Annotated in this window: 11 protein-coding genes, 1 tRNA gene and 1 pseudogene; 7 read left to right on the top strand and 6 right to left on the bottom strand. The window is 38.6% G+C overall.

From position 1 onward, the window contains the following. Position 1: 1 nt before the first annotated feature. The gene (locus ACEW8O_RS03995; RefSeq protein ID WP_373493332.1) at positions 2 to 1,948 is read right to left on the bottom strand and encodes an RND family transporter; all 1,947 of its coding nucleotides are present in this window, start codon (positions 1,946 to 1,948) and stop codon (positions 2 to 4) included. Between the two features lie 651 nt (positions 1,949 to 2,599). On the opposite strand from ACEW8O_RS03995, the gene ACEW8O_RS03990 reads away from it, so the two are divergent. From ACEW8O_RS03990 to ACEW8O_RS03965, 6 genes are all read left to right on the top strand, one after another. Continuing rightward, positions 2,600 to 3,409: a mechanosensitive ion channel family protein gene (locus ACEW8O_RS03990; protein WP_373493331.1), complete on the top strand. Its 810-nt coding sequence runs from the start codon at positions 2,600 to 2,602 to the stop codon at positions 3,407 to 3,409. Position 3,410: 1 nt separating this feature from the next. After that, complete coding sequence (locus ACEW8O_RS03985) at positions 3,411 to 4,214, top strand: magnesium transporter MgtE N-terminal domain-containing protein (protein WP_373493330.1); 804 nt, start codon at positions 3,411 to 3,413, stop codon at positions 4,212 to 4,214. Positions 4,215 to 4,238: 24 nt separating this feature from the next. Beyond that, positions 4,239 to 5,546, top strand: a complete 1,308-nt coding sequence (mgtE, locus tag ACEW8O_RS03980) for a magnesium transporter (protein ID WP_373493329.1) — start codon at positions 4,239 to 4,241, stop codon at positions 5,544 to 5,546. A gap of 17 nt (positions 5,547 to 5,563) precedes the next feature. Beyond that, the gene (locus ACEW8O_RS03975) at positions 5,564 to 5,686 is read left to right on the top strand and encodes a hypothetical protein (RefSeq protein WP_373493328.1); all 123 of its coding nucleotides are present in this window, start codon (positions 5,564 to 5,566) and stop codon (positions 5,684 to 5,686) included. Between the two features lie 124 nt (positions 5,687 to 5,810). After that, the gene (locus ACEW8O_RS03970) at positions 5,811 to 6,344 is read left to right on the top strand and encodes a hypothetical protein (protein WP_373493327.1); all 534 of its coding nucleotides are present in this window, start codon (positions 5,811 to 5,813) and stop codon (positions 6,342 to 6,344) included. 362 nt (positions 6,345 to 6,706) lie between these two features. Next, a complete protein-coding gene (locus ACEW8O_RS03965) occupies positions 6,707 to 8,173 on the top strand; it encodes a DASS family sodium-coupled anion symporter (protein WP_373493326.1) in 1,467 nt (488 codons plus the stop codon). Between the two features lie 246 nt (positions 8,174 to 8,419). On the opposite strand, the gene ACEW8O_RS03960 is transcribed toward ACEW8O_RS03965, so the two are convergent. The 4 genes from ACEW8O_RS03960 to ACEW8O_RS03945 form a co-directional block, all read right to left on the bottom strand. Then, positions 8,420 to 8,716 (bottom strand): GIY-YIG nuclease family protein, encoded by a 297-nt coding sequence (locus ACEW8O_RS03960; protein ID WP_373493325.1) that lies wholly within the window; start codon positions 8,714 to 8,716, stop codon positions 8,420 to 8,422. Between the two features lie 51 nt (positions 8,717 to 8,767). Further along, positions 8,768 to 8,840: transfer RNA gene (locus ACEW8O_RS03955), tRNA-Thr, on the bottom strand. A gap of 244 nt (positions 8,841 to 9,084) precedes the next feature. Beyond that, positions 9,085 to 11,520: a DUF349 domain-containing protein gene (locus ACEW8O_RS03950; protein WP_373493324.1), complete on the bottom strand. Its 2,436-nt coding sequence runs from the start codon at positions 11,518 to 11,520 to the stop codon at positions 9,085 to 9,087. Positions 11,521 to 11,573: 53 nt separating this feature from the next. Further along, entirely contained in the window at positions 11,574 to 12,143 is a 570-nt protein-coding gene (locus ACEW8O_RS03945) for a YqgE/AlgH family protein (RefSeq protein ID WP_373493323.1), read from the bottom strand. A gap of 91 nt (positions 12,144 to 12,234) precedes the next feature. Between ACEW8O_RS03945 and pdxH the strand changes: the two genes are divergently transcribed. After that, a complete protein-coding gene (pdxH, locus tag ACEW8O_RS03940; RefSeq protein ID WP_373493322.1) occupies positions 12,235 to 12,870 on the top strand; it encodes a pyridoxamine 5'-phosphate oxidase in 636 nt (211 codons plus the stop codon). A gap of 2 nt (positions 12,871 to 12,872) precedes the next feature. Here pdxH and ACEW8O_RS03935 read toward each other — a convergent pair. Then, positions 12,873 to 13,140 (bottom strand): annotated as a pseudogene (locus ACEW8O_RS03935) (bacillithiol biosynthesis deacetylase BshB1); the annotation flags it as partial.

Raw genomic sequence — 13,140 nt, 5'->3', positions numbered from 1 at the left:
TTCAGTCCTTGTGAAAATATTTTATTAGCAAAGGGATAAGTATCAGGTCACCGATAAATGCTGATATTGATGCAATCAACGCAAGCTCTCCCAAATAGATTATTGTTTTCAAATTAGCAGCCAGCAGAACAGAAAATCCAATAATCAGAATTATACTGGTTCTTACAAAAACTTCACCGAGTTCTTCATAACTTCTTTTGACCGCATCCATTTTCATTAAATTGATCCGTAAATTTTTGTATCGATGTAGAATGTGAATAGTGTCATCTACAGCGATACCCAGAAAAATAGCAGAAACTGTACATGTTGCAAGGTCCAGATCAATCGATCGGATACCCATATAACCCAGCAGAACTAAAATAGGAAGTAAATTTGGTACAATTGCAATCATGGCCAACCTAAAGTCACGCAACATGAGCCAAACCATGAAAAATATCAGGATAAAGGATAAAAGTAAACTTGAAAGCATTGTGTCAAAAGCATATTTCATGGCCTTGATGAACAATGCTTGGTATCCGACCAATGTCAAGGCAAGGTCAGTACCTAAAGTGGCTTTACCAATAATTTTTACTTCCTCCAGCTTTTCACTCAATTCTTTATTTCCTGTCGATTTTCCTGTTAGGTGGAAACGTGCCCAGGTAAGATTTTCATTAAATAGATTGATGCTATCTGCTTGAAGAGATTTGGTGAATTGATTGACAAACACCCTTGAACGAAAGGGATCTTTAAGCATGTCCTCTAATCCACTCCTAAAGGTTATTTCACTATATCGATTCATCAAAGTGATATAAGAAAATGTCGTTCCTACACTAGGGTCTTCCTGTATAGCCCTATCAAATGAATTGATTTTTTGAGCCGCATCCACTGAACCTAAGTGGCCAGGTTCTTTGGATTCAATTAATAATTCAAGCGGAAAATAATTTCCCCAATATCGGGACATAAATGAATCAGTTTGCTGAACAGGATGATCGGCAGGGAAATAATCGATTGGATACATATCTGTCTTCAAATGCCATAATCCTGTAAAGGAAACAAGGATGAGCGTAACAATTCCAATGACATAAAATCTTGAATAGCTCACCACCGATTGCAGGCAGCTTGAAACAAAGGTTCGTAAAAAAGAAATTGAAGATAATTTTGAAGAGCGTGTATAGGGTAGTATTATACCTCCTAAAAATAAAGGCAACAAATACCCAAAGCACGCACCCACCGCAGCAAATATACCAAACTCCTGTAATACAATTGCCTGGGATGACAACAAGGATAAAAAAGCAAGTGAAGTTGTCAACAATGCAAAAATAAATGGTGTGATTAATTTCTTCAGCGACGGCATTAGCGCACCGGAAGCACTAAATTCTGAATTTTCCATTGTATAAGCATTAATTACATGGAGTGTGTTAATGATGCTTAAAATAATAAGCAGGGGAGGAGTCATCACTGTGAAAACATTCAAATGAAATCCCAACAAACCGTAAATACCCAATGAAAAAAATAAAGTCAAAACAGAAGTAATTATAACATACATTAATTGGCCAATATTTCTGACAAAGAACCAAACCATGAGAAACATAATTAAATATGATGTTCCGCTAAAAACCATAAAATCATACTCAGATTGTTTGTTTAGATGTTTAACGATAACATCTATTCCATTCAAATAATATGGCCGATCCAAATGGAGTTGTGCAATGCTATCGATAGAATCAATTAGCGAATCAGCATTGCTGGAATGTGCTGCTCGAATAGAGATAAGGGCTGCTTTGCCATCGGAATTGATAAATCGGTTGACCAAAAGGGGAGAGGTTAAAATTTGATCTCTTTTGGTTTCACTGATTACCATGATAGAATCTGTTTGCAGAACCTGAGTGAATTTGACCCTGGTTAAACCATCACTATCATATTCGCGTTGGAAATCCCTGGCATTGGTTATACTTTCAACAGCAAACACACCCGGCAGTTTTTGAAATGCGGTAGTAATCTCGTGAATGACCAACAAGTTATCAGGCCTTAAGACCCCCAATGAGTCTTGAAAGGAAAGTGTGATTATCCGATCGTTGCCAAATTCCTCCTGATAGTTTTGATAGTCAAGTAATGCGGGTTCTTCGGGGCTAAACCAAATTGAAATATCATTATTAGGTTGTGAAGCTTCCTGAAGATAAGGAAACAAAAAAATCAATGCCAGAAATAAAAGGCTTAGAATAATCCATTGGAAAGGTTGATATTTAATCTTCATTGAAAATTCATCTGTTGAAACTGATAATCTGTTGAAAACGCTTTTAAATTAAAAAGAAAACAAATGTAAAAATAGCAAAGGGAACAGCTTATTCTTGGAGCAAATGTCCTTTAATAGTCGTTCCTATCTAATTAATCGCAAACCTCATTAATAACTTTAGGTATTGGTTTATATTCTAGGTTACTTTTTTTGTTTCTCTTAAATGCTAATGGAAATTGCTTTATATACCGATAGCCGGTGGATTCGTATTTTGACCGATAAAAAGTACTGACCCAATGAAGAATAATTATAAATGTGGTTAAAAAACCAACCTTTATTAGATTGGTTTACGAACGAAGTATAAATTGCAGTTTATATATTTCGGGTATGTACAAAGAATTTAACTTATTCATGGAGGATATCGTTGCAGGATTAAGCATCCTCCTGCCCAGGATTCTCCTGGCACTGGGCATCCTCCTCGCAGGATATTTAATAGGTCGTCTGGTAGAAAAAATGGTCAGGAGATTTATTCTATACCTGAATAAATCCATCAACCTGAGGTTACAAAGCAGTTTGCTGAATGTAGACTTGGCAAGTTCAGCGTGGTTTATCTCAAAGACTTTTTTCTGGGTTATCCTTATTACTTCCCTGCTGTTCTGCTTACAGATATTGGATCTGACTTTTTCAGGACTCTGGTTCGAAAAGATCATGACTTATCTGCCAAATGTTATAGTGGCGGTTATCATCATCTTTGTCGGGATTATTTTCGGTCGGTTGTTGGGCGATCTGACAAGGTCGGCAGCTACAAAAACCGGATTGGTCAATGGCGGTTTTTTGGGCAACATGGTCAGGTATTTACTCCTACTAATTGCGATCGTTATTGCCATAGGTCAAATAGGAGTGGATATTGCATTCCTGACCAACCTGATCACTATTATTCTTGTCTCCTTGCTTTTCGGGGCTTCCCTCGCATTTGGGCTGGGTGCACAAACCTCGGTCAGTAACATTCTGGGAGCATATTATGTCCGCAAATCCTACTCACTGGGCAATGAAATAGAGGTAAATGGGCAGCAGGGTGTGATTGTGAAAATGACGGATTACAGCGTCACCATCGAAACAAAAACAGGATTGGCGAATATTCCGGCAAGGGAATTTAATGATAAGACGGTAATGATTATCAAAAAGAAAAAGAAATAGCATGAGTACAGACCATCTCTTAATTTATCAATTCCTTCAAGAGCATTCAAACATCGCTATTCCCATGATCGAAAGGCTGGAAGTAGATGAGATCACCGCATTAATTGAAGATCTTGACTCGGACCAGGCAGTCATCATACTAGCGGAAATTGCTCCGTTTATTGCTGGTAAAGTAATGGAGAAGCTCAGCAAAAAGAAAGCAATTGAATTGATTGAATTGCTGGATCCTCAAATCGCAGAGTCCATCCTTCAGGTAACCGATAAATCCATTAGTGACCAATTGCTGGAAGGAACTTCAAAAGCGCTGTCTTCTTATCTGAGACATGCCTTAATGTTTGCAAAAGACCAGGTGGGTGCACATTTGGAGCCTTATGTATTTACCTTATCTGATCGCATGACGGTTCAAAACGCATTGACACTGGTCAAAAGCAGCAAAGCTCCGGTCAGACCTCATGTTTATGTTTTGAATGACAACAATAAACTGGTAGGGTACATTAAGTTGGTTGAGTTGCTTAAAGCCGATCCTGAAACAGAAATCCATTCCTTGATGGAAGAAGTGCCCAGGACTGTCCTTGCCAGTATGAACACTTCCGATCTTTTGGAATCTTGGGCACCGGCTTTAATTGACATGCCGGTGATTAAGTTGAATGGGACCTTTCTGGGCACTGTTTCAAGAGCCTCTCTCAGTAAATTGGAAAAAACAACCAAAAAGGTGGATCATCCAGCCATAAAAGCAGGCAATGCATTGGGCGACCTCTACCTTATCGGACTGACCAGTCTGCTAGGCCGGTCTTCTGACAAATGATCAAACGAATCAAAAAAAGCTAATATGGACACGGTAACAATTAAAGAACAATTGGTAAGCCAATACATCCAAAGATTCCCCGAAGAGGCGGCCATTACCTTAAATACGGTGAAAACGGAGGAACTCATGGACTATCTGCATAAGCAGCCCATTCATGTCGCCCAGGAAGTGTTGCTTCATCTGAATTCGGAATCCGTTTCTCGGGTATTGGATGACATGGATGATACTTTTTTCATTGCCTTATTTGATCTGATGAATCCTTATGATGCAGCAAAACTGATTTCCAGACTTCCACAATCCTCAGTACCTAATAAACTATCGTTGCTGGATGAAAAGAAGTCTGAAAAGATAGAAGAAATGCTGAGCTATCCAGCAGAGTCTGCCGGACACCTCATGGATACAAGGATTATCACCTTTCTTCCAAAAGACACAGTAAATGATGTACTTACAAAGCTAAGAACTCTTGGAGACCGAAGGATTGTGAGTATTTACATTACGGATACTTCAGGACAGTTGCTGGGTAATGTCTTAATCCAGACTCTAGCGGTTTCTAAAGCCGAAACCACCCTGGAGAAGTTGATGGAACCTGCACCGAGTGTACAGGTAATGACGCCTTCAGATGAAATCATTGCGCTTTTCGAGGCGGGAAAATTTTTCAATTTGCCGGTAGTTGACCTCAGTAATAACTTATTGGGAATTATCCGGAATGACCGACTGATCGCTGCCACCCAGATGGATGCCCGCGAAGATGTTTTGGCGATGTTTGGTGCAGGCCGGGAAGAACGCGCCTTGTCCAGCCCTATGTTTGCAGTGAAAAAGAGGTTGCCTTGGCTTCATATCAACCTGGTCACCGCCTTTTTGGCAGCGTCAATTGTAGGGATCTTTGAGGATACGATCGCTCAGGTGACCGTGTTGGCGGTCTTCCTACCAGTAGTAGCCGGGCAATCCGGAAACACAGGTTCACAGGCCCTTGCCGTGACCATGAGAGGTCTTGCTTTGAGGGAGATACAAACCAGGCATTGGTGGAAGGTAGCCAGAAAAGAAGTAGCTGTTGGTTTTTTTAATGGCGTTGCGGTGGCCCTGACTACCTCCGCCGTTGTGTTTATCTGGGCTTCCTCCTATGGTCTTGCGGTGGTGATCGCCTCCTCGATGATCTTGTCAATGGTGATTGCCGGCTTCTCGGGTGCAGTAATTCCGATTATCCTAAAAGCATTTGGTCAGGACCCGGCCCAGTCATCTGCAATTGTGCTGACCACCGTCACCGATATCGTAGGGTTTTTGAGTTTTCTTGGTCTTACCACGCTCCTCGGATCAGCATTGGGAATTTTGTGATTTTTTAGATTTGAGGCATGCAGGCAGGGGAGGGAATGGGTGTCCATCTTCAACCCACTACAAAATGGTTTGAACTAATAGTGGAGCAAAGGAATGAGGTAAAGGTTGATGAGGATAATTATGTAGGAGTTTTGGGGTAAGGTAAGAGGGGTTAAATTTCAGATTTTAAAATTTTGATTTTAGATTGAAGTCGATAGTTGCAGGGGTGGGATTTTAAAATGGGGCTGTTCGAAATAAAATTTAACAAATATTTATAACTCAAATATGGCAAAGTCTTATCAATATGAACAAGTAATTTCCGTTATGAAACTTAATGGAGGCTACGCTACATTAGGACAATTGTATAAAGAAGTGGATGTATCGGAATGGAAAACTAAAACACCGTTTAAATCAATCAATCGAATTGTCCAAGACGACAGATTCTTTTTTAAAATTAAGCCTGGATTATGGGCACTAAATGAATTTAAAGAAAGCATTCTCAAAAAATTCAAAATTGAGAAATCTATCAATTTTGATGAAGATTTTAGTCATTTCTATTACCAAGGATTATTGATAGAGATAGGAAATCTAAAAGGTTATCAAACATTTGTTCCAAACCAAGACAAAAACAAACTTTTCCTTGACAAACCTCTTAAATCTTTAAGGTCCTTAGATGTAATTTTTCCATTTGCATATCCCAACTTATTGAGGAGAGCTCAAACCATCGATGTAATATGGTTTAATAACCGTAAAATGCCTTCATCTTTTTTTGAAATAGAACATACAACCGATATATACAATTCACTTTTGAAGTTTTAAGATTTAAGAGATTTTTATTCAAGTTTTTGCATTGTTGCAGATATTGCACGAAAAAGAGAATACGAAAGTAAAATAGCATCGTTGAGTTTTAAGGATATAAAAGAACGAGTTACTTTTATGGATTATGAAACATTGTCAACTGTTCATACCAATTCTTATAAATTAGAGATTGCTCACAAACAGTTTTCATTTCTCAAATAGAAAGCACACATGTGTTATATAATTTACATTATGTTAAATATAATTAAAGATCATCCCATACCTCAATAATAACCATATATACCCCCATCACCTCTCCCCAACCTATTCCAATTTGAAAATCCTGAATTTTTTGGTAAGCTTGGTATTCTTTTCGGAAAGCTATGAACCAAACCAATACCGCTAAGCTTGGCTTATTTCTAGGACCTATATTGTTTCTGGGAATTTTATTTTTGCTACAGCCCAAGGATATGTCTTCGGAAGCATTGGCTATGTTGGCTATGACGGCATGGATTGCGATATGGTGGATTACGGAGGCAATTCCGATTGCTGCTACTTCGCTGTTGCCTTTGGTGTTGTTGCCGACTCTTGGGGCTTTGCCCATGGCTGATACAGCCACTTCCTATTCCCATCCCATGGTGTTGCTGTATATGGGAGGATTTATGATTGCGATGGCCATTGAAAAATGGAACTTGCACAAGCGGATCGCTCTGACCATTATTGCCTTTATCGGGACCAATATTGAGCGGATTATTTTGGGATTTATGTTGGCGACGGCGTTTTTATCCATGTGGATATCCAATACCGCCACTTCCCTGATGATGTTGCCCATTGCCATAGCTGTGGTGACCCAGTTGAGTGTCTCCGAAAATCCCAATGAAAGATCCCCCAATAGAATCGGGAAAGCCCTGATGCTGGGGATTGCCTATAGTGCTTCTATCGGTGGAGTTGCCACATTGATCGGAACCCCTACCAATATTATCCTGGCCGGAGTCATCAAGGAAATGTATCAGTATGAGATTACTTTTTCCCAATGGATGATGTTTGGTCTTCCCATCTCCATTATATTATTAGCGATCTGTTGGGTTTACCTTGTCAAATTTGCCTACCCTTTTGAAAAAGGCTTTGTAATACATGGCGGAAAGGAAGAAATCAATAACCAACTTAAGCTATTGGGGTCTCTCACTGTGGAAGAAAAAAGAGTGGCTTGGGTTTTTGGATTGGTTTCTTTATCGTGGATATTACGTTCCTTGGTTTTGCAGGATTTTATCCCAGCCTTGGATGATACCATTATTGCCATAGCCGGGGTTTTGGTGCTGTTTGTCCTCCCCTCTTCCAAACCGAAAACTAAGCTATTAGATTGGGAAACTGCCGAGAAAATCCCTTGGGGTATATTATTGCTGTTTGGTGGTGGATTATCATTGGCTGAAGGATTTAAAGAAACAGGATTAGCCTCTTGGATCGGCAATCAGTTTGTGTTTTTAGATTTTATGGCTTTTGGGTTGTTTTTGTTGATTGTGATTACGGCAGTTAATTTCCTGACAGAGATTACCTCCAATGTTGCCACAGCTTCGATGTTGCTGCCGATTTTGGCTGCTGTCTCCTACTCTATGGGTGTACATCCCTACGGATTGATGGTCGGTGCCACCATGGCCGCAAGCTGTGCCTTTATGCTTCCCGTAGCCACTCCACCCAATGCGGTGGTCTTTGGTTCGGGCTACCTGACCATTCCCGATATGTTCAAAGCAGGCATTTGGATGAATATACTTTCTATATTGTTAGTGACATTTTTTACATTGTTTATTCTTCCATGGCTTTGGGGGATTGATTTAAATGTGTATCCGTTTTGAGGCTTGGGTTGGTCTCAGTTCATCATTCGGTGTTCGATCCGCCACGGCGGACAAGAATTTGAAATTGAAAAATTTTAAAATTGGAAGATTGAAAAATTAGTTTTTTGGTTATTAAGTTATTGGTTATTAGTGGATTGGGTTATTTGAATAGAACGCAGATAACGCAGATTTTGCTGATGTTCGCAGGTAAAAAAATCAGTGAAAATTAGTTACATCAGCGTTATCAGCGTGCCAATAAAAGGTTATTCATGCAATTGAATATTTTAAGATTAATTTTTGGTTTAAATCAGGGTACTTTTTGAGGTTTTCCAGATAGGTCCTTGATTTATTTTTCTTGATGTGCTTCTCAATAAGCTTTGCAGTACTCTCAGTTAAATTGGTTATTAAGTGGAAAATCTGCCAATCTTCTGCTTTGTCAGTAAACGAACCTTTAAAGACATGCTTATTGTGTTGGTCTATTCTAGATTCAATGTTTTCTGTATATCCGATATAAAATCGGTCTATTGATTTGGAGTAAAGTATATAAACAGAAAAACTCTTCATTGCATTTCGATTTAAATGAAAAAAGAAAAGGCAACATTTCTGTTGCCTTTGAGCCCCCTGCCGGGATCGAACCAGCGACCTACTGATTACAAGTCAGTTGCTCTACCAGCTGAGCTAAGGAGGCAATGTATTTTATCTTTTGCTCTACCATCCCGATGGCTATCGGGATAAGGAGGCAATGTATTTTATCTTTTGCTCTACCATCCCGATGGCTATCGGGATAAGGAGGCGAAAATAATGCGAATTTTAATGCAAGATCAGACCTTTGTCTGAAATCGTGGTGCAAATATATGTGGATAGATGAATGGTGCAAAAGGTTTTATAAAATAAATAAGGAGATATTGTTTATCTCCTTATTTATGAGAGTATTAAAATTCCCTGATGATGGTCAGCTTTTTCTTTAGCTTCTCAACCTCTCTTTCTGCCTTGAATATTTTTTCATCAAATTGATCTTTCAGCTTGTCTGCGGTTTTGGATGCGGCAAAGAATTCCAGGTTATTTTTCCAAAGAGTGATATTGTTTTCCAGATCTGCAATTTGTTTCCGTATGCCATGTTCCTTTTTGTTGAGCACCCTGTTACTATTGGGATCTGTCTGAAGTTTGTTGAGGTTGAGCCGGAAAAGAAACTCTTCTTTATCCCCCCCATCAATACCAATTTTTTTCACATAGTTGTCCACAGCCTCGTTGAACTTGGCCGTAATTTCTTTCATGTTTTTTCTGGGAACAAATCCTATCGAATTGAATTGGGAAATGAGGACTTCAAGTGCTGATTCAGATAAATCGGTACCCTTGGATTCTTCAATGATTTTCTGGCAAAGCGCTTCTTTGGATTTCAGGTTTTCATCAAACTCCTTATTTATCTGTTTAGTGGAATTTCTTCTGTTTTCAAAGAAAGTATCACAGGCTGATTTAAACTTTTTGTAAAGTTCATCTCTCACTTTTTCAGGAGTAGGACCAATTTTTTTCCACTCTTGCTGTAGTGAAATCATTTGACTGGCTGTTTGCTGCCAATCGGTACTATCCTGAAGTACTGTTGCTTTTTCAATCAATTCTTCGGCTTTTACTTTATTGGCCAGCCTGATTTCATCCAGTTCTTTGAAGAAATGATTCTTATTTTGGAAAAATTGCTTGAAATGTCCCCAAAACTGTTTATTGATTTCTTTACCGTTTTCTCTCGGTACAGGTCCTATGGCTTCCCAATCTTTCTGAATAGCCAAGACCTCTTTGGTCTTCACATTCCATTCTTTGATTTTACCGGCCTTAAAATCCTTGAAGGTTTCCAGTTTTTGGATAAGGGCTTCCTTTTTTTCCAGATTTTCAACTAATGTCCCCTTCTGGTTTTCATAGAATTCCTTTCTTCTGGAGTAAACAGCATCTGATGCTGCTTTGAACCTGTTCCAAAGTTCTTCCTGTTCATCCCTCGGTACCGGGCCGATATGTTTGAATTCTTCATGAAGGTCATTCAGGCTTTTTATGGCTTCCTTAAGATCCGGAACTGCAAAAAGAGATTCTGCTTTTTCACAGATTTCAAGCTTTTGCTCGAGGTTTTTCTTTCTGTCAAGCTCCTTCAGTTCAAAATAGATACTTCTATTATCATAGAAGCGGTCCATCAGGGCATTGAATGAGGCCCAAAGGTTTCTGTTTTGAGAACCGGGTACAGGACCGATTTTTTTCCATTCGTCCTGTATTTGCTTGATGGTATTGATACTGTGGGTAGTTTCTTCTCCGTCAACCAATTCTCTCAGTTTATCCAAGATCTGGTTTTTCGCATAAAGATTTTTTTCTTTTTGTCTTTCCTGTTCTTTGAAAAATACTGACTTTCTTTCCCTGAATTCATTGAATACCACAAACATTGCTTTATCCTCATCTGTGGGTCGATATTCAAAATCATCAGCATTTCCGCCATTAGTCACAAAAGCATTAAGTGCCTCTTCTTTTTCCTGATTGAAAATCTCCTCAAAATGACTTTTTATTTCAGACAATTGGGTATCATTTTTTAAAAAACTGTCACTTGAAAGTATTTCCTTGTAACTGGATAAAAGTTGTTTTTTGGAATAGTTTGAATAATCTGTATGTGAATCTTCCTCGATTTCCGAATGTTCTTCATGTTCTTCTTCAGAATGGGAATCGGCTTTTTCTTCAGAAGTGATTTCAGGGGATTTCTCAGCCGATGCTACAGGTGTTTCATTTTCTTCAATATTTTCGGCATCGGATGCGACAACCGTAGCTTCTGCTTTAGTTTCTTCAGGTATATCGGATTCGGCTGTTTCCTTCAAAGAAGGTTTTCCAGGTTCATCTATTGCAGGGGATTTCTCAGCCGATGCTACAGGTGTTTCACTTTCTTCGTTGTTTTTATCGTCGGATGCTGTAGATGTAACTTCTGTTAAAGTCACTTCAGTTGTCACAGAATCTGTAGATTCCGTCAAAGAAGCTTTCTCAGGTTCAACTGTTTCTGGATTTATTTCAACAGATTCATTTTTGGTATCTATTTCAGCTTCAAAAGTTTTTTCTTCTTGGGATTCCAATGATGAGGGAATATTGTCAGGAATTGATTCTTTGGAATCTTTTTCTGAAACTGTCTCTATTTCACTTTCAGCGATGACCGGTTCTATTTCCTCAGTTATTTCTGATTCTAAAACCTCCTCATCTTTCTCAATAATCTCATTTCTTATATCCTCTACCGGATTTTCTGAACTGGAATTTTCTGTATTTTCAATGTTTTCTTCATTACCTTCCGCTTTCTGAATTTCTTCTAGGGCATGGGTCACCTTGTCTTTTTCAGACATTTCTTTATCATTGCTCATAATCAAACTGGTACTTATTAATGGCTGTTACAAACAAAAGTAACAAAATTGCTTCAATTTAGTCTTGGGTCAATTGGATAATTTGCCAATAGCTGGTATTCACCACCCATGTTTTTCAGAATGTTTCTCCATATTTCTTCGGGAGAGTCATAAAAAATACTGTTTGAATCAATTTTTTCACATACAATCCAAGTATTGTCTTGTAATTCATTGGCCAATTGACCTTCTGACCAACCGGAATAACCTATAAAAAATCTGATATTTTCATTTACGATTTCTTTATTCTTTAATTTTTGTATCAATTCAAGAAATTCCCCACCCCACCATAAATCCTCGCCTAACTGTATGCTGCCAGTCAACAATTGCTCTCCGGAATAGATAAAGTGCAGGGTGTTCTGCTCAACGGGTCCCCCGACATAGACATCACTGTCCATAAAATTCAAGTCGTCAACAATTTCACAAAGTTTAAGAATTGAAAGCTTGTTCAATACAAGACCAAAAGATCCATTTTCATTGTTTTCACATACCAATACAACAGACCTTACAAAATTTTCATCTTGCAAAAAGGGCTCAGATATTAAAAGATGTCCTGCCTGAGGTATGTTTTTTGGATTAAGATTCATAAAAAATACATTTAGATTTATGCGCTTAAGTTAAATCTAAATTTTATAAATGCAATAAGAATGATAATTTTAAGCTTAAATTTCCCTTGGCATGAAAATTTCAGACCTTCGCATAGATTACATCCTCAAATCACTTGATGAGAAAGAAGTTACAGCATCTCCCATTGATCAATTTAAAATTTGGTTTGAGGAAGCACTCAAGGCCAAAGTCTTGGAGGTAAATGCGATGACACTATCGACCGTCCGACAGGATGGTCTTCCCAATTCGAGAATAGTATTGCTTAAAGGAGTGGATGAAGGATTTATTTTTTTTACGAATTATTCCAGTACAAAAGGAAAGGAATTGAATGACCATCCTTATGCAGCACTGACTTTTTTTTGGCCTGAACTGGAAAGACAGGTGAGGTTGATTGGAAAAGTTTCCAAGATTTCCCCAGAGGAATCTGATGAATATTTTTTCTCCAGACCCTATTCCAGCCAAGTCGGTGCATGGGCTTCTCCTCAAAGCCAACCGATTCCCAATAGACAATTTTTAGAAGATAATGAAAAAAAATTGAGGGAGAAGTTTGATCAACAATCAATGAAAAGGCCAGATAATTGGGGAGGCTACAGGTTGCTTGCCAGTGAAGTGGAATTTTGGCAAGGTAGGGCTAGCCGATTACACGACAGAGTCCTATATACCCAAGTATTGGAAGGAAGTTGGAAAATTCAGCGGTTGGCTCCCTGAGATTATTTGAGATCGAATAAATCTCCAACACCGATCATTTTCTCCACGGTAAAGCCTTCCCCGTATTTCACATTGATACTATGTCCAAATTCACGAGCCCTTGCTTCAATAAAATCCAGGAATTCTTCTGAGGAAATAAAACTGGCAGGTTCCTTATTCTCAGGATCATAAAATTGGGATTTAAATGCTTTGATACTGTTCAATTTTAAATTCCAAAAATCTGTTATATCCACTACAAAATCAGGTTTGATGTAGTTGTTCTGAATGTAA

Origin of the sequence: Aquiflexum sp. (assembly GCF_041749095.1) — a bacterium.
Taxonomy (GTDB): Bacteria; Bacteroidota; Bacteroidia; order Cytophagales; family Cyclobacteriaceae; genus Aquiflexum.
This window is presented reverse-complemented; position numbering and strand designations above follow the sequence as displayed.